This is a genomic window from Variovorax sp. 350MFTsu5.1, from assembly GCF_048302515.1.
GTDB classification, from domain to species: Bacteria; Pseudomonadota; Gammaproteobacteria; order Burkholderiales; family Burkholderiaceae_C; genus Variovorax; species Variovorax guangxiensis.
Genome location: NZ_CP157620.1, coordinates 6,720,334 through 6,738,977 on the forward strand (window position 1 = coordinate 6,720,334; position 18,644 = coordinate 6,738,977).

General features: G+C 67.6%; 21 protein-coding genes. 6 read left to right on the forward strand and 15 right to left on the reverse strand.

Annotation, left to right across the window (positions count from 1 at the left end; translation table 11 throughout):
* Window positions 1-18: 18 nt before the first annotated feature.
* The 6 genes from ABL843_RS30675 to sucC all read right to left on the reverse strand — a co-directional run bounded on the left by ABL843_RS30675 (window position 19) and on the right by sucC (window position 6,770).
* A complete protein-coding gene (locus ABL843_RS30675) occupies window positions 19-2,277 on the reverse strand; it encodes a CHASE2 domain-containing protein (RefSeq protein ID WP_418118484.1) in 2,259 nt (752 codons plus the stop codon).
* A 51-nt stretch (window positions 2,278-2,328) separates the two neighbouring features.
* Entirely contained in the window at window positions 2,329-2,982 is a 654-nt protein-coding gene (locus ABL843_RS30680) for an FHA domain-containing protein (protein ID WP_126021038.1), read from the reverse strand.
* Between the two features lie 72 nt (window positions 2,983-3,054).
* On the reverse strand, window positions 3,055-3,864 hold the full coding sequence (locus ABL843_RS30685) for a Stp1/IreP family PP2C-type Ser/Thr phosphatase (RefSeq protein WP_126021037.1): 810 nt from the start codon (window positions 3,862-3,864) through the stop codon (window positions 3,055-3,057).
* 28 nt (window positions 3,865-3,892) lie between these two features.
* Window positions 3,893-4,579 carry a TerC family protein gene (locus ABL843_RS30690; RefSeq protein WP_126021036.1) on the reverse strand — a complete coding sequence of 229 codons (687 nt, stop codon included), beginning with the start codon at window positions 4,577-4,579 and terminating at the stop codon, window positions 3,893-3,895.
* 120 nt (window positions 4,580-4,699) lie between these two features.
* On the reverse strand, window positions 4,700-5,593 hold the full coding sequence (gene sucD, locus ABL843_RS30695) for a succinate--CoA ligase subunit alpha (protein WP_126021035.1): 894 nt from the start codon (window positions 5,591-5,593) through the stop codon (window positions 4,700-4,702).
* Between the two features lie 10 nt (window positions 5,594-5,603).
* A complete protein-coding gene (gene sucC / locus ABL843_RS30700) occupies window positions 5,604-6,770 on the reverse strand; it encodes an ADP-forming succinate--CoA ligase subunit beta (protein WP_019653821.1) in 1,167 nt (388 codons plus the stop codon).
* Between the two features lie 217 nt (window positions 6,771-6,987).
* On the opposite strand from sucC, the gene argC reads away from it, so the two are divergent.
* Complete coding sequence (gene argC, locus ABL843_RS30705) at window positions 6,988-7,911, forward strand: N-acetyl-gamma-glutamyl-phosphate reductase (protein WP_184639300.1); 924 nt, start codon at window positions 6,988-6,990, stop codon at window positions 7,909-7,911.
* A gap of 31 nt (window positions 7,912-7,942) precedes the next feature.
* Here the strand turns inward: argC and ABL843_RS30710 are convergent, their stop codons facing one another.
* Window positions 7,943-8,686 (reverse strand): hypothetical protein, encoded by a 744-nt coding sequence (locus tag ABL843_RS30710; RefSeq protein ID WP_418118485.1) that lies wholly within the window; start codon window positions 8,684-8,686, stop codon window positions 7,943-7,945.
* Between the two features lie 141 nt (window positions 8,687-8,827).
* Here ABL843_RS30710 and yiaA point away from each other — a divergent pair, with 141 nt between their 5' ends.
* Window positions 8,828-9,268 (forward strand): inner membrane protein YiaA, encoded by a 441-nt coding sequence (gene yiaA, locus ABL843_RS30715; RefSeq protein WP_184639296.1) that lies wholly within the window; start codon window positions 8,828-8,830, stop codon window positions 9,266-9,268.
* 6 nt (window positions 9,269-9,274) lie between these two features.
* On the opposite strand, the gene ABL843_RS30720 is transcribed toward yiaA, so the two are convergent.
* Both ABL843_RS30720 and ABL843_RS30725 read right to left on the reverse strand, forming a co-directional pair.
* Complete coding sequence (locus ABL843_RS30720; RefSeq protein WP_184639294.1) at window positions 9,275-10,141, reverse strand: IclR family transcriptional regulator; 867 nt, start codon at window positions 10,139-10,141, stop codon at window positions 9,275-9,277.
* Between the two features lie 10 nt (window positions 10,142-10,151).
* Window positions 10,152-10,922: an SDR family oxidoreductase gene (locus ABL843_RS30725; RefSeq protein WP_418118486.1), complete on the reverse strand. Its 771-nt coding sequence runs from the start codon at window positions 10,920-10,922 to the stop codon at window positions 10,152-10,154.
* Between the two features lie 229 nt (window positions 10,923-11,151).
* Here ABL843_RS30725 and ABL843_RS30730 point away from each other — a divergent pair, with 229 nt between their 5' ends.
* Window positions 11,152-11,823 (forward strand): RraA family protein, encoded by a 672-nt coding sequence (locus ABL843_RS30730; RefSeq protein WP_418118487.1) that lies wholly within the window; start codon window positions 11,152-11,154, stop codon window positions 11,821-11,823.
* A gap of 33 nt (window positions 11,824-11,856) precedes the next feature.
* Here the strand turns inward: ABL843_RS30730 and ABL843_RS30735 are convergent, their stop codons facing one another.
* The 3 genes from ABL843_RS30735 to recA are packed head-to-tail and all read right to left on the reverse strand — an operon-like array spanning window position 11,857 to window position 13,881.
* Window positions 11,857-12,291, reverse strand: coding sequence for an SRPBCC family protein (locus ABL843_RS30735; protein ID WP_418118488.1), 435 nt, complete (start codon window positions 12,289-12,291; stop codon window positions 11,857-11,859).
* On the reverse strand, window positions 12,269-12,733 hold the full coding sequence (recX, locus tag ABL843_RS30740) for a recombination regulator RecX (RefSeq protein WP_126021027.1): 465 nt from the start codon (window positions 12,731-12,733) through the stop codon (window positions 12,269-12,271). The genes ABL843_RS30735 and recX overlap by 23 nt, the downstream gene beginning before the upstream one ends.
* A gap of 44 nt (window positions 12,734-12,777) precedes the next feature.
* The gene (gene recA, locus ABL843_RS30745; RefSeq protein ID WP_418118489.1) at window positions 12,778-13,881 is read right to left on the reverse strand and encodes a recombinase RecA; all 1,104 of its coding nucleotides are present in this window, start codon (window positions 13,879-13,881) and stop codon (window positions 12,778-12,780) included.
* Window positions 13,882-14,027: 146 nt separating this feature from the next.
* Here recA and ABL843_RS30750 point away from each other — a divergent pair, with 146 nt between their 5' ends.
* The 3 genes from ABL843_RS30750 to ABL843_RS30760 all read left to right on the forward strand — a co-directional run bounded on the left by ABL843_RS30750 (window position 14,028) and on the right by ABL843_RS30760 (window position 16,755).
* Window positions 14,028-14,513 carry a MarR family winged helix-turn-helix transcriptional regulator gene (locus ABL843_RS30750; protein WP_418118490.1) on the forward strand — a complete coding sequence of 162 codons (486 nt, stop codon included), beginning with the start codon at window positions 14,028-14,030 and terminating at the stop codon, window positions 14,511-14,513.
* Window positions 14,514-14,585: 72 nt separating this feature from the next.
* Window positions 14,586-15,257, forward strand: a complete 672-nt coding sequence (locus tag ABL843_RS30755) for a response regulator transcription factor (RefSeq protein WP_126021024.1) — start codon at window positions 14,586-14,588, stop codon at window positions 15,255-15,257.
* Between the two features lie 55 nt (window positions 15,258-15,312).
* Window positions 15,313-16,755 carry a sensor histidine kinase N-terminal domain-containing protein gene (locus ABL843_RS30760; RefSeq protein ID WP_418118491.1) on the forward strand — a complete coding sequence of 481 codons (1,443 nt, stop codon included), beginning with the start codon at window positions 15,313-15,315 and terminating at the stop codon, window positions 16,753-16,755.
* A gap of 18 nt (window positions 16,756-16,773) precedes the next feature.
* Here ABL843_RS30760 and ABL843_RS30765 read toward each other — a convergent pair whose 3' ends face one another.
* The 3 genes from ABL843_RS30765 to ABL843_RS30775 are packed head-to-tail and all read right to left on the reverse strand — an operon-like array spanning window position 16,774 to window position 18,502.
* Window positions 16,774-16,974, reverse strand: coding sequence for a sporulation protein (locus ABL843_RS30765; protein ID WP_126021022.1), 201 nt, complete (start codon window positions 16,972-16,974; stop codon window positions 16,774-16,776).
* An 8-nt stretch (window positions 16,975-16,982) separates the two neighbouring features.
* Window positions 16,983-17,801, reverse strand: coding sequence for a biotin--[acetyl-CoA-carboxylase] ligase (locus ABL843_RS30770; RefSeq protein ID WP_418118492.1), 819 nt, complete (start codon window positions 17,799-17,801; stop codon window positions 16,983-16,985).
* Window positions 17,802-17,803: 2 nt separating this feature from the next.
* Entirely contained in the window at window positions 17,804-18,502 is a 699-nt protein-coding gene (locus ABL843_RS30775; RefSeq protein WP_375792091.1) for an SET domain-containing protein, read from the reverse strand.
* Between the last annotated feature and the right edge of the window lie 142 nt (window positions 18,503-18,644).

Here is an 18,644-nt window from a genome sequence, read left to right on the forward strand (position 1 = left end):
CCTTTTATGTGTCTGTCGTCATTTGGTCTCGAACCGGGTCGCGCCGTCCCAGTTCGGGTCTTGCGGTCGCAACGCCATCGAGGCTAAACGCTGGGCGTAGAGCTGGTAAAGGACTTTTTTCGCATCCGCGGCGAGCAGGGGAGCCAGCAAGTTTCGGCCCATGGCCCAGTCCTGGCGACGGTATGCAGCCAGCACTTCGCCCCAGCGTTCGAGCAGTTGCCGCGTTTGCTGCTGCGCTTCGGGCGTGCTTGCGGACAAGGGCGTAAAAACGGCAACGGCCTGTGCTTTTCCCTTGACCCGCACGCTGTCGAGCTCCTGCCAGACGAAGCCCGGCGCCAGCTCGCGCGTCGCGCCGCTCGCGACCACTTCAACGCCGTAGTGTCCGCTCAGGCCCTCGAGGCGAGACGCGAGGTTGACCGCATCGCCGACCACGGTATAGCTGCGCCGCGCGGTCGATCCCATGTCGCCCACGCTCATAACGCCGCTGTTGATGCCGATGCCTACGCTGATCTCGGGCCGGCCGCTGGCGCGATGGAGGCGGTTGATGTCGTGCACGGCATCGGCCATGTCGAGCGCGGCCCGCACGGCGAGCGTGGCGTGGTCGGGCGTATCGATGGGCGCGCCCCAGAAGGCCATGACGCAGTCGCCCATGTACTTGTCGACGGTGCCGCGGTGGGCGCTGATGACGTTGGTGAGCCGGCTGAAGACGGTGTTGAGAAAGGCCTGCAGCTCGGCCGGCGCCATCTGTTCCGACAGGCGCGTGAAGTCGCGCATGTCGCAGAACATCACGGTCATGGGCTTGCTCTCGGCGCGCATGCTGTAGCGGCCGGGGTGCTCCATCATTTCGTTGACGAGCTGGGGCGGCACGTAGGTGCCGAAGAGCCGCACCAGGCCGCGCCGCGCGCGCGATTCGACGAAGTAGCCCCAGCTCATGTTGAACGCGAAGGCCAGGGCCGCCATCGCCAGCACAGACGCCAGCGGCAGCACGAGGCTGTAACCCACGTAGAGCCACACGTTCAGCCCGATCAGCGCCGCGATCGCGCCGGCGGCGAGCAGCAGGGCGCGCGGCGCTGACAGCAGAGACATCCCGAAGGCCAGCAGGAGGCCGGTCAGGGCGACGAGCAGCACCTCGTAGCCCGGCGCGTAGTCGGGCACGCTCAGCAGGCGCCGGTCGAGCAGCGCGGAGACGATGTTCGCGTGCACTTCCACGCCCGGGAACGCGGCTTCGACCGGCGTGGCGCGTAGGTCCTGCAGCCCCGGCGCGGTGGCGCCCACGAGCACGATCCTGTCTTTCAGCTCGCCTGGCGCGAGTCTGCCTTCGAGCACGTCGGCGGCCGGCACGTAGCGGAACGATCCGCCGTCCGCGCCGCCCTGGCCGCGAAACGGCACCTGCATGCTGCCCGTGCCGTCGACCGGAATGCGCAGCCGCCCTACCCTCAGCGATTCGAGCTGGGGCGCATTGCCGCCGCCCGGCGCGAAGGCCGGCTGCACCGGCGGCGATCCGTTCGCGAGGCGGTAGACCGCAAGCCCCAGCGACTCGTAGTAGCCCGGCTGCGCCTTGTCTCCGTCGTAGCGGGCGATGAGCGGCACGCTGCGGATGACGCCATCGCCGTTGATGCCGACCAGCGTGTTCAGGAAGCCCGCGACCGGCGCCGCCTTCGCCAGCTCGGGCAGGCTGGCGCCGAAGCCGTTCCAGCCCGTGGCGTAGGTACCGCCCTGAGGGAAAGCACCGGCCGGCAGCAGGGGCGCCGCAGGCAGCTGCCCCTTGGCGCTCGGCGCTTCCGTGCGCGTGAAGTAGTAGCCCAGCGCCACGCGCCGGCCGCTCAGCGCGGCAGCGAGCGTGGCATCGTGATCGAGCGAGGGCGCCAGCCGCTCGACCTCGGCGGCCAGGCCGGGCACCTTGCCCAGCGGACCACCCATGATTTCCCTCAGCCTGTCGAGGCCCGAACTGCGGTCGGGCTCGAGGAACATGACGTCGAAGCCGAGCACGGCCGCCTGCTGGCGAGTCATCAGCTCGGTGGTCAGGCGCGCTATCTTGTCTCGCGCCCAGGGCCACTGGCCCTGCCGTGCGAGGCTGGCATCGTCGACGTCGACGATCACCACCCGCGCATCGGGCGTGCCCGGCATGGTGGCACGCAGGCGGACGTCGTAGATCAGCTGGTCAAGACGTTCAAGAGCGGTCAGCCGCCAGGCGCCGGTGGCATGCGCCAGCGCCAGCAGCACCGGCAGCAGCGTGATCGCAATGCGCGGCCAGTGCCGCCGCAGTTCTTCTCTCACGGCGCCCGGTCCGTGAAGGCGCGGCCGCGGCGAGCCAAGAGGGAAAGCGCCTCAGATGCGCACGAACTGCATGCGCGTGGCATCGCCCAGCTCGAGCACGTCGCGCTCCTGCAGCGCGACGGCCTCGGCCCCCAGCTGCAGGCCGTTGAGCGTGACGTTGCCTTCGACACCCGCCGCCACGTAGCCCTGGCGCCGGCGAGTGACCACCGCCACGGCAACGCCGGGCTTGCCGACGGTGGTGACCACCTTCTGCAAGCCCACGTCCTGCCCTTCGTTGGCGCCGGAGAGCACGCGCAGCACCGGAATGCCGAGCTCGACCAGCGCGCCGGATTCCGTGGGAGCCGAAGACAGCGGCATCGCGCCCGACGGGTATTCGCCCGAGGCGGTGCGGATCGAGCCGGCACCGGTGTCGAGGTTGCTGCGCGCGCGGAAATGGATGCGGCAGCCTCCGACCTCGATGACATCGTTGTCCTTGAGCGCCTGCCGCTGGACGGCGAGCGCGTTGACGTAGGTGCCGTTGGTGCTGTTGAGATCTTCAATTTCGACTTCGCCGCCAGTCATGTGCAGCACGGCGTGCTCGCCGCTGACCGCCAGATTGTCGATCACGATGTCGTTGTAGGCACGGCGTCCCAGCGTCGTGCGCTCCTTGGCGAGCGCAACCTGCCCGATGACAACGCCATCGACCGAAATGATCATCTTCGGCATTGCCGACTCCCCGAATCCAAAGCATGAATGACGACGGCAGGCAGGCCGCAGGGCCGCTGCCTGCGGAACCTGCTAGCTGCCCGAGCGCGGCGTTTCCGCAACGCTCGCGCTGGCCAGGACAACGGAGATGTTGTCCCGTCCGCCATTGTCATTGGCTGCCGCAACCAAAAGTGATGCTTTTTTCTGAAGCCCGACATCGTGTCCTAGAAGCGTGAAAAGCTGCTCATCCGAAACCATCTCGCTGAGCCCGTCGGAGCAAAGCATATAGAGATCGCCGGGTCTTGCGCTGTGTTCGTGCATTTCCAGCAAGACTTGGGCCTCCACGCCGACGGCGCGCGTCACGAGGTTGCGGGTGGGCGAATTCAGCGCCTCCTCGGCGGTGATGGCGCCGGCGTCAAGCTGCTGCTGGCGCAGGGAATGGTCGCGGGTGAGCAGTTCCAGCTTGCCGTTGCGCAGGCGGTAGCAGCGCGAGTCGCCGATGTGGCCGACCACCACCCGCTGCGGCCGGAACGCCGCCAGCACCAGGGTCGTTCCCATGCCCTGCAGCTCGGGGTTGGTGGTGCCTTCATGCAGGATTGCGCCGTTGGCCTCGTCGGTGGCGGCCTGCAGCGCCCGCCGGACCACGCGGGCCGGCGCCTGCATGCCGGCGTGGGCGAACCAGCGCCCGAAGCTGCCGTGCAACAGCGACACGGCCATGGCGCTGGCCACCTCGCCGCCCTTGTAGCCGCCCATGCCATCGGCCAGCAGGGCCAGGCCGAGGGCGGGGTCGACGTGCACCGCGTCCTCGTTGTGGGAGCGCGTCCGCCCGACGTCTGTCAGGAAGGCGAATTCCCAGGTCAGCGGAGGGCGAGTGGAGAAAAGGGAGACGCCGACACTCGCCATGGTCTGTCAGCGCCGATCTCTCTTGGGCTCAGTGTTGTGCAGCGGCGTGCGCACGCCGTTGCAGGAGACGGCCGACGGCCACCACGAAAACGGCACCGGCAGCCGCGGCCGCGTAGTGCAGCCAGGGGTTGGCCGCCAGCGTGTCGCGCAGGATGGCGTCCTGCACGATGGTTTCGCCGCCGACCCAGCCGATCAGCGCGGCGCCCAGCATCACGATGATCGGGAAACGTTCCATGAGCTTGATCATGAGCGTGCTGCCGAAAATCACCAAGGGAATACTGATCGCCAGGCCAAGAATCAGCAACACCATGCTGCCTTGTGCCGCGGCCGCCACGGCGATCACGTTGTCCAGGCTCATCACCAGGTCGGCCAGCAGGATGGTGCGCACGGCGGCCATCATGCTGCCGTACTCCTTGGATTCGCCGTCGCCCTCGTCTTCCTCGCCCAGCAGCTGCAGGCCGATCCACAGCAGCAGCATGCCGCCGATGATCTGCAGGTAGGGCAGGGCGAGCAGCTTGGCCGCCACCACCGTGAGCACGATCCGCAGCACCACGGCCGCGCCCGAGCCGAAGAGCACGGCCTTTTTCTGTTGGGCGGGCGGCAGCGAGCGCGCCGCCATGGCGATCACCACCGCGTTGTCCCCCGACAGGATGATGTTGATCCAGATGATCTTGAGCAGACCTATCCAGAAATCTGTGCTTTGAAGAAATTCCATGTCTCTGATCCCACTGTGTTTTATTGAAAAAAGCGCCCGCAATCCAGTGCGGGCGCTTTTTTGTTTCTGCGTGGTCCTCTCATGACCCGGCTCTGCGGCCGGTGTCGCGGAGCCGTCTCTTTACAGCTTGGCCTTGAGCAGCTTGGCCAGTTCCGAGAAGTTGCGCGTCACGGTGAAGCCGCATTCTTCCATGATGGACAGCTTGGCTTCGGCCGTGTCGGCGCCGCCCGAGATCAGCGCGCCGGCGTGGCCCATGCGCTTGCCGGGAGGGGCGGTGACACCGGCGATGAAGCCGACGACCGGCTTCTTCATGTTGTCCTTGCACCAGCGGGCAGCGTCGGCCTCGTCGGGGCCGCCGATCTCGCCGATCATGATGACGGCGTCGGTGTCCGGATCGTCGTTGAAGGCCTTCATCACGTCGATGTGCTTCAGGCCGTTGATCGGGTCGCCGCCAATGCCGACAGCCGACGATTGGCCCAGGCCGATTTCCGTCAGTTGAGCCACTGCTTCGTAGGTCAGCGTGCCGGAGCGCGAGACCACGCCGATGCGGCCCTTGCGGTGGATGTGGCCGGGCATGATGCCGATCTTGATCTCGTCGGGCGTGATCAGGCCGGGGCAGTTGGGGCCCAGCAGCAGCGTCTTCTTGCCGCCGGCGGCTTCCTTGGCCTTCATCTTGTTGCGCACTTCGAGCATGTCGCGCACCGGAATGCCTTCGGTGATGCAGATCGCCATGTCGAGGTCGGCTTCCACCGCTTCCCAGATGGCGGCCGCGGCGCCTGCCGGCGGCACGTAGATCACCGAGACGGTGGCGCCCGTCTGCTGGGCGGCTTCCTTGACCGAGCCGAAGATCGGGATGTTGAAGATCGACTCGCCGGCCTTCTTCGGGTTCACGCCGGCCACGAAGGCGTTCTTGCCGTTCGCGTATTCCTGGCACTTCTCGGTGTGGAACTGGCCGGTCTTGCCGGTGATGCCCTGCGTGATGACTTTGGTGTCTTTGTTGATGTAGATCGACATGACTGGTTCCTTAGGCCTTCTTGACTGCTGCCACGACCTTCTGGGCCGCTTCCGCCATGGTGTCGGCGCTGATGATCGGCAGGCCCGATTCGGCCAGCAGCTTCTTGCCTTCGACTTCGTTGGTGCCCTTCATGCGCACGACCAGCGGCACTTGCAGGTTCACGGCCTTGCAGGCTGCGATCACGCCGGTGGCGATGGTGTCGCACTTCATGATGCCGCCGAAGATGTTCACGAGGATGGCTTCCACGTTCTTGTTCTTCAGCATGATCTTGAAGGCCTCGGTGACCTTCTCGGGGGTGGCGCCGCCGCCCACGTCCAGGAAGTTGGCCGGCTCGCCGCCGAACAGCTTGATGGTGTCCATGGTGGCCATGGCCAGGCCGGCACCGTTCACCAGGCAGCCGATGTTGCCGTCCAGCGAGATGTAGGCGAGGTCGAACTTCGAGGCTTCCACTTCGGCCGCGTCTTCCTCGTCGAGGTCGCGCAGGGCGACGATCTCGGGGTGGCGGAACAGCGCGTTGCTGTCGAAGTTGAACTTGGCGTCCAGGGCGATGATGTTGCCCTTGCTGTCACGGTTGAGCGGGTTGATCTCGACCAGCGAGGCGTCCGTCTCCATGTAGCAGGTGTAGAGCTTCTTGAAGATGTCCACGGCCTGGGCGGTGGAGTCGGCCGGGATGCCGATGCCGTCGGCGATCTGCTTGGCCTGTTCGTCGGTCAGGCCCTGGGCCGGGTCGGCGAACACGGTGATGATCTTCTCGGGCGAGGAGTGGGCCACTTCCTCGATGTCCATGCCGCCTTCGCTCGAAGCGATGAAGGCCACCTTCTGGGTGGCGCGGTCGGTCACGGCCGAGACGTAGTATTCCTTCTGGATGTCGGCGCCGTCCTCGATGTACAGGCGGCGGACCTTCTGGCCTTCGGGGCCGGTCTGGTGGGTCTTGAGCTGCATGCCCAGGATCTCGCCGGCGAGCTTCTTGACGTCCTCGATGGACTTGGCGACCTTGACGCCGCCGCCCTTGCCGCGGCCACCCGCGTGGATCTGGGCCTTGACGACCCAGACCGGGCCTCCAAGCTTCTGGGCGGCTTCAACCGCCTCCTGGACCGTGTAGGCCGGGATGCCGCGCGGCACCGGCACGCCGAACTTGGCAAGGATTTCCTTGCCTTGGTACTCGTGAATCTTCATGAGGGATGTCTCTCGGAAGGAGGAAGTTGAGAAATCGGGAGATCTGGGCTGGAGAGGGTCTATGCTCTGTTGTCCGCGGGCGACGGCAGCCTGACGGCTGGGGGCGGCGAACAACCGCGGACTGTATCATGGTGCGCCGCACCAATACTGTGAGTGTGGTTGCGGGCAATACGTACCTACCGTACTTCTCTTTCAGCTACCCAGGGGCACTTCCACCATGGCCAAGGTTTTCATCGACGGCGAAGCCGGCACCACCGGCCTCCAGATCCGCGAACGTCTGCAGGCGATGCCGCAGGTCGAACTCGTGAGCATCGCCCCCGAGCTGCGAAAGGACACCGCCGCCAAGCGCGAACTGATGGCCGGCGTCGACCTGGTGGTGCTGTGCCTGCACGACGACGCCGCGCGCGAGTCGGTCGCGCTGATCGACCAGCTGCCCGGCGCCAAGCCCAAGATCATCGACGCCTCCACGGCGCACCGCATCGCCCCGGGCTGGGTGTTCGGCTTTCCCGAACTCACCGAAGGCCACTGGCAGGCCGTCGCCAAGGCCGAGCGCGTGGGCAACCCCGGCTGCTACGCCACCGGCGCGATCGCCATGGTCCGCCCGCTGGTCGACGCGGGCATCCTGCCGGCCGACTTCCCCATCTCGCTGCCTTCGGTGAGCGGCTACTCGGGCGGCGGCCGCACCATGATCGAGGCCTACGAGAAGGGCGAAGCCCCGGCCTTCGAGATCTACGCGCTGGGCCTGAAGCACAAGCACATCCCCGAAATCATGACCTACACCGGCCTCACGCGCCGGCCGGTCTTCATCCCGTCGGTGGGCAATTTCAAGCAGGGCATGCTGGTGCAGTTGCCGCTGCACCTCGACCTGCTGCCGGGCAAGCCCAAGGCCGGCGACCTGCAGGACGCGCTGGCCGCGCACTACGCGCGCAGCAACACGCCCGAGCAGTTCGTGAAGGTGCTGCCGCCTACCGAAGACGGCAAGCTCGAGGCGCTGGCGCTCAACGACACCAACAAGCTCGAGATCCGCGTGTTCCCGAACGAGGACCATCGCCATGCCGTGGTGATCGCCCGCCTCGACAACCTCGGCAAGGGCGCCAGCGGCGCCGCGGTGCAGAACCTGAAGCTGATGCTGGGGCTCTGAGCCCCACGCCTCGCACCGGCCTTCCGGCCGGTCAGCTCACCAGCCAGAGCCCCACGCCCAGCAGGGCCGCGTGCGCGCCCAGTGCGATGTACAGCGGCTTGCGCGAGGGCGCGGCCATGTCCTGAAGCGTCTCGTGGATGCGCCGCGTGAGCAGCGCGCGCAGTGCCGGGTCCTGCGGTGCCGAACCGCCCTCGCCCGCCACCAGTTCATTTCCGCTCTCCGCGCGGCTGCGCTGCCATTCGGCCAGCATCTCGCTCAGCGGCAGCCTGTCGATCACGAAAGCCACGACCGTGCGCACCGCCTTGCCTTCGCCCAGCACCGGCGCGAGCTGCTTGCTCAGCGCGTCGACCGACAGCCAGTCGGCCACGCGATGCAAGGCGCCGTGCGCCTTCGGCATGGCCTCGATGCGGCTCGCAATCGCGCCGCCCAGCCGTTGCGACACAGCCTCGCCGCGTGCCGCCACCAGGTGCTGCATCGCACGAGCACGCCCTTGCTGCACACCCAGCGCCACGTAGACGACCACGAAGAACAGCAGCAGCAGCGCCACCAGCAGCGGAGGCGAGGTGACGAGAGCGAGCACTGCGCCGACTCCACCCGCGCGCGCAGCCACGTTGCCCGGCCCCTGCAGCTGGCTCAGGTAGAAGAAAAAAACACCGCCGCCCAGGAAGACGCCGAGCAGGCCGCCCTTGATCACTGAACCGGCGAAGGACAGCCCGGCCTTGGCACCGGTGCGCACGAGCGACTGCTGGGCCGCGGGGTCGGTCGACGACGACATATGGGAAGACTCCTCCATTGTTGTTGATGCTGACGGCCGCCTCGTGCGATTGCTTCTGCTGCGCAGACGCCGGCCCGGCGCGGATCATGCCACCGGCGCCGCTCCACCATAATCGCGCGCAAACCATACGAGGAGAATCCCATGGCCGTCAGATTCCAGAAACCGACCGCGGCATTCGTCGCCGCTTCCTGGGCCGCGCTTTTCATCGGCGCCGTCGTCTACCTGATCGGGCTGTGGAACGCCTCGATGCAGCTCAACGAGAAGGGCTACTACTTCACCGTGCTGATGTACGGCCTCTTCTCCGCCGTGTCGCTGCAGAAGACCGTACGCGACCGCCTCGAGGGCATCTCCGTCACCGGCATCTACTACGGCCTGTGCTGGGTCTCGCTGCTGCTGTCGGTGGCCCTGCTGGCCATCGGCCTCTTCAACGCCACGCTCGCTTCCAGCGAAAAAGGCTTCTACGCGATGGCCTTCCTGCTGAGCCTGTTCGGCGCGGTGGCGGTGCAGAAGAACGTGCGCGACATCGCCGCACACAAGAGCGAGGCGCCCTCCCCGCTCGACGAAGCTCCCGACCCGAACTGAGCCCCGCTATTCGTTGTCGTTGTAGCCGCTGGCGCCCATCAGCGCCGAAAGGCGCGCGGCGATGTTGCCCACGATCTCGCGCACCTGCGTGACGTCGGGCGCCGACTTCTGGTCGATGCGCTCGATGTACGGCACGTTGATCGACGCGATCGCATGGTCGGCCGCGCCCATCACCGGGAACGCGATGTTGGTGATGCCGCGCGTCTGCTTGCTCGGCATGGCCGAGTAGCCGCGCTCGCGCACCTCCTGCAGGATGGAGAAGAGCTGGCCGGGGTCCATGTCGAGCTCGCCCTCCACGCCGATGTGGGCGCGCAGCATGCGGGCCCGGTCGATCTCGTCGCGGAAGGCCAGCAGCACGTGGCCCGAGGAAGTGTCGGTCAGCCCCATCACCACACCCACCTTCAGCCCGAAGGACCAGCGCTCCGGGCTCTCGACCTGCGCGATGACCACCACGCGCCCGCCCTGGTACATGGCGAGATGGCACGACTGCCGCGCGCGGTTGGCCAGCTCGCGCAGCAGCGGCAGCGCCGCGCTCACCAGGCTCTTGAGCGGCTGCTGGCGGTGCGCCAGCTCGAACATGCGCAGCGTGAGCGTGTAGCGGTCGTTCTCGTCGACCTGCACGAAGCCGCGGCGCTGCAGCGTCACCGCCATGCGGAAGATCTCGCTGACCTTGCGCCCGACCTTCTGGGCGAGCTCGTTGAGCGTGTAGCCGGAGGGGCTGTCGGCCAGCGCCTCCAGGATGTCCAGCCCCTTCTCCAGGGCCGGTGCGGCGTAGCGCAGCGCGCCCTCGCCTTCCGTCACGGCCTCCTCGAGGCCGTCCTGCCCTTGCGGCCCTTGCTGCTCTTCTTCCGGCGCCGTTGCTGCTCGCTTCATCTTTCCCCGTTCAGTTCGACCATCCACCGTCGATCATATGGATCGCACCGGTAGTGAAGGCCGACTCGTCGGAAGCCAAATACACCACCAGCGCGGCGATCTCCTCCGGCTTGCCGACGCGCCCCAGCGGCTGGCGCGCCACGAAGGCGGCGCGCACCGCGGCCTCGTCGGTGCCGGCCTGCTCTGCCTGGGCCGCGATGCGGTCGCGCAGCGAGGGCGACTCGACAGTGCCCGGGCAGATGGCGTTGCAGCGCACGCCCTGCTGGATGAAGTCGGCCGCCACCGCCTTGGTCAGCCCGATGACCGCTGCCTTGGAGGCGCCGTAGACGAAGCGGTTGGGCACGCCCTTCACGCTGGAGGCAGCCGAGGCCATGTTGATGATCGAGCCGCCGCGCTCCAGCATGGCGGGCAGGAAGGCGCGGATGGTGCGGTACATGGACTTCGCGTTGAGATCCATGCTGAAGTCCCAGTCCGCCTCCTCGCAGGCCAGGATGTTGCCGGCGTGTACGTAGCCGGCGCAGTTGAAGAGCACGTCCAGCCGCCCCGTGGCCTGGGCGAAGGCCTGCACCGCGGCGGTGTCGCGCACGTCTAGCGCGGCGGTCTTCAGGCTTGCCAGGCGCTCTTCGCGGGCCAGCTCGGCGAGCTCGGCCAGCGCCGCCGTGTCCACGTCGGTGGCCCACACGGTGCCGCCTTCGCGGGCCAGCGCCAGCGCGCTGGCGCGTCCGATGCCCTTGCCGGCTGCGGTAACGAGGATGTTCTTTCCTTGAACGCGTGAAGTCACTGGGAGGTCCTTTGGTTGGGAGTTGCTGCGTACATGTGAAATATGCATTTCACTGATGAAATCAAATATACGCGAGCCGGGTGCATCGCCGCCCCCGTCACAACCCCTATTCGCCGACTCCTGACTCAGTGGTTACCCGCGAACTCGCGCAAACCCCAGCCTTTACCAGCGGCCCGATCGTTAATCTCATTCGTGAAAAGTGTTTTTATAAAGAAAACAGGATTCACACATGGCCCAGACTCCCGACACGCCGCCGGCCTCCCTGCTCACCCGCCTGCAGGCCTGCTACACCGGCGTCCTTCATGACGTGATGCGCGCCGCAGGGCTGCGCGACTTCACGCTGCCGCCCACGCTGCGTCCGCTGATCCCCGGCCAAAAACTCTGCGGGCCGGCCTTCACGGTGAACGGCCGCGTCGACCCCGCGGCCGATCCGCACGAGACGCTGATGGCGTGGACCGGCTTTCTCTCGCGCGCCAGGCCGGGCCACATCGCGGTGATCCAGCCGAACGACTCGACCGTCTCGCACATGGGCGAACTCTCGGCCGAGACGCTGGGCCGCAAAGGCGTGCTGGGCGTGATCGCCGACGGCGGCGTGCGCGACGCCGAATTCATCATCCGGCAGGGCTTCCAGGTGTGGCACCGCTACTTCACGCCGCGCGACATCGTGGGCTACTGGCTGCCCGAGGCGATGGAGGTGCCGGTGCGCATCGGCGAGGTCACGGTGAACCCGGGCGACCTGCTGCTGGCCGACACCGATGGCGTGATCCGCCTGCCGCTCGCGCAGGCCGAGTCCATCATTGCCGAGGCCGAGCACATGATGGGCCGCGAGAACCTCGTGCGCACCGCCATCCTCGCGGGCACCGACCCGCAGGAGGCCTACCTGAAATACCGCAAGTTCTGAGCGCCGCCGGCTGCCGCGCCTGCGATCGGACAGTCAATCTGCCTCGAGCAGGTCGCGCAGGGTCCGCAGGTCGCGGGCGATCCACTGCGCATCGCGCTCGAAGGCCGCGTCGTCCATGTGCGGCTGGCGCAGCAGCGTGAACTGCAGCTCGCAGGCATCCGGCGCGACGCCGATCACGCGCAACGGCAGGTAGACCTCGGGCACGCCCTCGGGCGCCACCCAGTGGTCGAGCACGCCGAAGTCGTTGCGCGGCGCGAAGCGCATGCGGGCTTCGCCACTCTCGGGCGTGCGCACGATCCAGTGGTCGCCGTGCGGCACCAGCGCGCTTTTTGCGAGGCCACTGGCCCATTCGGGAAGCCGCCTCGGATCGGCCGCCAGCACATAGGCGCGACGCCACTCGCAAGCGACGCGCTGCGTGATGACGCGGGACTGCGCCGCGCCCTCTTCACTGTTCTTGTGCTGCTTCATCGAAATCGCTCCTGAGCACCTTGGAGACGACGGCGCCGGAGAAGCCGCGCGCCATCAGGAATCGCATCTGCTTCGCGCGCTCCTTCGCATCGGCGGGCGGAGCGTCGAATCGGCGGCGCCAGACGGCCGTGGCGCGCTCGACCTCTGTTTCCTGCAGGCTGGCCACCGCCTCGGCGACGGCTTGGGGCGCGATGCCCCTGGCCTGCAGTTCCTGCCTCACCCGCAGCGCGCCCGAACTGGCCGCGCGCTGGTGCAGCACCGAAGCCACCACGCGCGGCTCGCTGATGAAGTCCTTGGCCTCCAGTTCATCGAGCGCCTTCGCCAGCGTGCCGGGCTCTTCCTCGTGCTTCGCCAGCTTGCGCTCCAGCTCTGCGCGCGAATGCTCGCGCTGGCTCAGCAGGCGCAGCGCGCGGCCTTTGAGGGATGGGGCGTCGAATGCCATGCGAGGGTCGCCGGCGCGGCCCCGGAGAGCCGCGCCCTGACTGGTTACTCGCCCTTATCTGCCTTGTCGGCCTTGGCCGCCTTCTGCGGCTTCTCGGCGACGTCGTCGGCATCGGCGGCCAGCAGCGGCACGCCCAGCGACTCGCGCACCTTGTTCTCGATCTCGCGCGACAGCGAGGGGTTCTCGCGCAGGAACTCGCGGGCGTTGTCGCGGCCCTGGCCGATCTTCTCGCCGTTGTAGGCGTACCAGGCGCCCGACTTGTCGATGATCTTGGCGTTCACGCCCATGTCGATGATCTCGCCCTCGCGGCTGATGCCCTCGCCGAACAGGATGTCGAACTCGGCCGTCTTGAACGGAGGCGAGACCTTGTTCTTCACCACCTTCACCTTGGTTTCGTTGCCGATGGCCTCGTCGCCCTTCTTGATGGTGCCGATGCGGCGGATGTCCAGGCGCACCGAGGCGTAGAACTTCAGCGCGTTGCCGCCGGTGGTGGTTTCGGGCGAGCCGAACATGACGCCGATCTTCATGCGGATCTGGTTGATGAAGATGACCATGCAGTTGGTCTTCTTGATCGTGGCCGTGAGCTTGCGCAGCGCCTGGCTCATCAGGCGGGCCTGAAGGCCGGGCAGCGAGTCGCCCATCTCGCCTTCGATTTCGGCCTTGGGCGTGAGCGCGGCGACCGAGTCGACCACGATCAGGTCGACGGCGCCCGAGCGCACCAGCGAATCGACGATCTCGAGCGCCTGCTCGCCGGTGTCGGGCTGGCTGATCAGCAGGTCCGACAGGTTCACGCCGAGCTTCTGGGCGTATTGCACGTCGAGGGCGTGTTCGGCGTCGACGAAGGCGCAGGTGCCGGCCTGCTTCTGCATGGCGGCGATGACCTGCAGCGTGAGCGTGGTCTTGCCCGAGGATTCAGGGCCGTAGATTTCGACCACCCGGCCGCGCGGCAGGCCGCCGACGCCCAGGGCGATGTCCAGGCCCAGCGAGCCGGTGGAGACCACCTGGATGTCTTCCAGCACCTCGCCCTCACCCAGCCGCATGATGGTGCCCTTGCCGAACTGCTTTTCGATCTGGGCCAGCGCGGCCTGCAGGGCCTTGGCCTTCTCGTTGTTGGCGCCGATGTTCGAACCCTTGACTGCTGCGTCCATGTGAAAAACTCCTTGAAGATCAATGGCTTGTGTGTGACACCATCCATCTGCGTTTAACTACAGGCTGGATGCTTGAACAGTAGTGTAGGGGCTGATTCCTCGGCGTAAACCTGTTTTTTGGTCAGTTTGCTTTACCATTCGGCGCCATGGCCGAAGCCCCCTTCCCCGCCGACCAGGATGCCTGGCGCCAGACCCACCTGGGCCGCCTGTTGGGCCACGCCATGCGCCGCTTCGACGAGCGCGTGCTGGAGCTGATGGCGCACGACGTCGAAGTGCCGCTGGCCCTGTCGAACCTCGCGGCGCGCGCGCAGGTGAGCGCGGCGCACATCCACATCACGCGGCACCTGTCGCGCGAGGGCTCGCGCCTCACCGAACTGGCCGAGCGCGCCGGCATGACCAAGCAGGCGATGGGCGCGCTGGTCGACCAGTGCGAGGCCTGGGGACTGGTCACGCGCGGGCCCGATCCGCTGGACGCGCGGGCGCGGCGCGTGCTCTTCACCGCCGACGGGCTGGCCTGGCTCGACGCCTTCCGCGGCGCCGTCATGCAGGCCGAGAAGGAGTTCAGGAGCAGCGTGGGCGACGAGATCGCCACCGTGGTAACCATCGGACTCGAAGCCTATACGGCGGGCTAGACTCCTGCGAAGAGACAACCGTGAACGGCGCCCCGAGGACGCCCGACACCTGAAACAGGCCGGAGGTGACGCATGCGGATTCTGATTGCCGAAGACGACCAGGTGCTGGCCGATGCCCTGCTGCGCAGCCTGCGCACCTCGGGCGCGGCGGTCGACCACGTGGCCAACGGCTCGCAGGCCGACACCGCGCTCATGACCCATGACGAGTTCGACCTGCTGATCCTCGACCTCGGGCTGCCCAGCCTGCACGGCATCGAGATCCTCAAGCGGCTGCGCGCGCGCGGCTCGCAGCTGCCGGTGCTGGTGCTCACCGCCGCCGACAGCGTGGAGGAGCGCGTCAAGGGCCTCGACCACGGCGCCGACGACTACATGGCCAAGCCATTCAGCCTGCAGGAGCTCGAGGCACGCGTGCGCGCCCTCACCCGGCGCGGCATGGGCGCCACCAGCAACACCATCCGCCACGGCCCGCTGGTGTACGACCAGGCCGGCCGCGTGGCCACCATCGACGGCAAGATGATCGAGCTGTCCGCACGCGAGCTCGGCCTGCTCGAAGTGTTGCTGCAGCGCGCCGGCCGGCTGGTGAGCAAGGACCAGCTGGTCGACCGGCTGTGCGAATGGGGCGAGGAGGTGAGCCTCAACGCCATCGAGGTCTACATCCACCGGCTGCGCAAGAAGATCGAGAAGGGCCCGGTGCGCATCGCGACGGTGCGCGGGCTTGGCTACTGCCTCGAAAAGATCCAGTGACGACCAAGCGGCAGCCGCCACGCGCGGGCGGCGGCACGCCGGAGGAATCGGCGCGATGAAGCTCTTTCAGCGCGCGCAGCGCTCTCTCTTCGGCGAGATCCTCGACTGGATGCTCACGCCGCTGCTGCTGCTGGTGCCGGTGAGCATCGGCGTCACCTGGCTGGTGGCGCAGGGCATCGCCAACGCGCCCTACGACCGCGCGCTGGAGCACAACGTGAAGGCGCTGGCCGAGCTGGTGACGGTGAAGGAAGGACACGCGCAGTTCGTGCTCTCGCAGTCGGCGCGCGAGATCCTGCGCGCCGACGAGACCGGCCACGTCTACTACCAGCTGCTCGACGGCTACGACAACCTGCTCAGCGGCGAGCGCGACATCCCGCAGCCCGGCCTCGACGAGCCGCTGCCGCCCGGCCAGGTCTTCCTGCACAACAGCGACGTGCACGGCCAGCCGGTGCGCGTGGCCTCGATGTGGATCGCCAGCGGCACCGACGACGTGCCGCCCACGCTGCTGCAGCTGGCCGAGACGCGCGAGAAGCAGTCGGTGCTGGCGGCCGAGATCATCAAGGGCGTACTGCTGCCGCAGTTCGCCATCCTGCCGCTGGCGGTGCTGCTGATCTGGCTGGCGCTGGTGCGCGGCATCAAGCCGCTGTCGGTGGTGGAGGCGCGCATCCGCGAGCGCCGACCGGGCGACCTGAGCCCGCTGGACGAATCCTCGGTGCCGCTGGAAGTGGTGCCGCTGGTGTCCTCGGTGAACGAATTGCTGGACAAGCTCAACGACTCCATCGGCACGCAGAAGCGCTTCCTGGCCGACGCGGCGCACCAGCTGAAGACGCCGCTGGCGGGCCTGCGCATGCAGGCCGACCTGGCGCAGCGCGAGGGCGCCAACGCCGACGAACTGAAGCAGTCGCTCAAGCAGATCGGCCGCGCGAGCAAGCGCGCCACGCACACGGTGAACCAGCTGCTGTCGCTGGCGCGCGCCGAGGGCAACAGCGCCAACGCGCACCACCAGCCCTGCGACCTCGCGAAGCTGACCATCGAGGTGGTGCGCGAGGCGGTGCCGCGCGCCATCGAGAAGCGCATCGACCTGGGCTACGACGGCGTCGAGCCCGGCGCGCCGGGCGTGGTGTTCGACGGCAACGCCACGCTGCTGAAGGAGCTGGTGCGCAACCTGGTCGACAACGCCATCAACTACACGCCCTCGGCGCCCGAGCGCCCCGGCCTGATCACCGTGCGCGTGCTGGCCGACCCCTTCGGCCACGTGCTGCTGCTGCAGGTGGAGGACAACGGCCCCGGCATCGCCGAGGCCGACCGCGAACTGGTGTTCGAGCCCTTCTACCGCGTGCTCGGCAACGAGGCCGACGGCTCGGGGCTGGGCCTGCCGATCGTGCTGGAGATCGCGAACCAGCACCGCGCGCAGGTGAAGCTGGAAGACGCGCATCCCGGCAAGCAGCCGCCGGGCGCGCTCTTCACGGTGCGATTCGAAGGCGAGCAGCCGTCCTGAGACGGCAGCGGGAGTTCGTCAGGGCGCCGGCGCGGCGGCCTTCGGCGCTTCCTTGCGGATCTGCAGCCACTCGGGGTGGATCTGCCGCGCCATGCGCTGCGGCTCGCGCTCCGCGAGGCTGGCCGGCGCGAGCCCGAAGCCCGCGAGATCGCCGCGCGCCCAGAGGAAGTAGCCGGCATTGGCCAGCAACAGGACGACGAGGAGCAGGCGCAGCTTCATGGTGACGGTCAGAAAGACATGCCGCGAGGGCGCACGCTCACTTCATCGCTGGAAATGAGCTGCAGGCCGGCGTCGGTGCGCACCTGCAGTTCGCCGCCCCAGGCCACGCCCTCGCACAGGCCTGCGGTGCCGTCGCTGAGCGCCACCTCGCGCCCGCGCAGCACGTCGCGCGCGGCAAAACGTTCGGCGAAAGGAGCAAAGCCGCGGGCCTCGAAGTCGAGCACCGTCCGCACCAGCGGCTCGGCCAGTTCGGCCAGCACCTCGGGAGCACTGGCTCCAGGACGCCACTGGTGCAGCCATGCCGGCGGCGTGCGCATGCCGTCGCCCTCGCGCGCGCCGATGTTGATGCCGATGCCGATCACCACATAGCGCGACGCATCCGGGCCGCCGTCGGAGGGCAGGGCGGTTTCGATGAGGATGCCGACCAGCTTGCGGTCCTCGACCCACACGTCGTTGGGCCACTTGAGGCCGATCTTGTGCGCGCCCGAGGGGTCGAGCCCCTCGGCCACCGCCACGCCGACGGCCAGCGACAGGCCCGACCAGTCGGCGGGTGCGAGCGGCATGCCCAGCGAGAAGGTCAGCGAGACAGCCGCATCCTGCTGCGCACCGCTCTGCCAGGGGCGCCCGAGCCGGCCGCGCCCGGCCGTCTGGCGCTCGGCCACGAGCAGCACGGGCTCGACGCGGCCGGCGCGCGCGCGGCGCATCAGCTCGGTGTTGGTGGAATCCATTTCCGCCACCGCCTCGACCGCGAAGCCGGGCAGCAGCGGCGCGACCGACGCGGCGATCCGGTCCTGGAACCAGTCGGCGGTGCTGCTGCTGCTGTCCATGGTCAGTCCTTTGCGGACTTGTCTTTCTTCGCGGATTTCTTTTCCGCTTTCGCCTCAGCCTTCTTTTCGGCCTTTTTGGCTTCCTTTTTCTTCGCTTCTTTTTTCTCGGCCTTTTTCTTTTCAGCTTTTTTCTTTGCCTTCTTCTTCTTTTTCTTTTCCTCGTCCTCATCCTTGGGTGTCAGCAGCGTGCCGCGGCACTGCTCCGAGCCGCACCAGCAGGGAAATTCGGAAAGCAGCTTGGGCGTGTACGGCTCGTCGATGATCAGGCCGTAGTCGTAGTTGAGCTCCTCGCCGGCGGCGATGTTGCGCAGCGCCTTGATATAAACGCGCCCATCGACTTCGTCGGCTTCGCAGTTCGGCTCGCACGAGTGGTTGATCCATCGCGCATCGTTGCCCTTGACGTTGCCGTCGATCACGCGGCCGTCGTCGATGTGGAAGTAGAAAGTGTGGTTCGGCTGGGTCGGGTCGTGCGGATGGCGGCGCAGCGCCTCCTTCCAGCTGATGACTTCGCCCTTGTATTCGATCAGCGTCTCGCCTTCGGCCAGGTCCTGCACGGCGAACACGCCGTTGCCGTGGACATCGGAGCGCCGCATCTGGATGCGGCGGCCGCCGGAACGATCCTTGCCGGGCTGCGCGTCCGCCTCGGGGAGCGCGGTGGCCTGCGTATCACGACCGGCCGGAAGTGGGGATTTGGAAGGCATCGCCGAAGTCTGTTAGTTTGAATATGCACACACATGCGCGTGTGCGCGTGCGCACGCGGAAGCCGCAGATTGTATGTGGCCCCCACGCTCCTGCACTGCGTGTCGTCGCTGCCCCCCGAGGGGGCCGCAGGCCGCCTTGGGG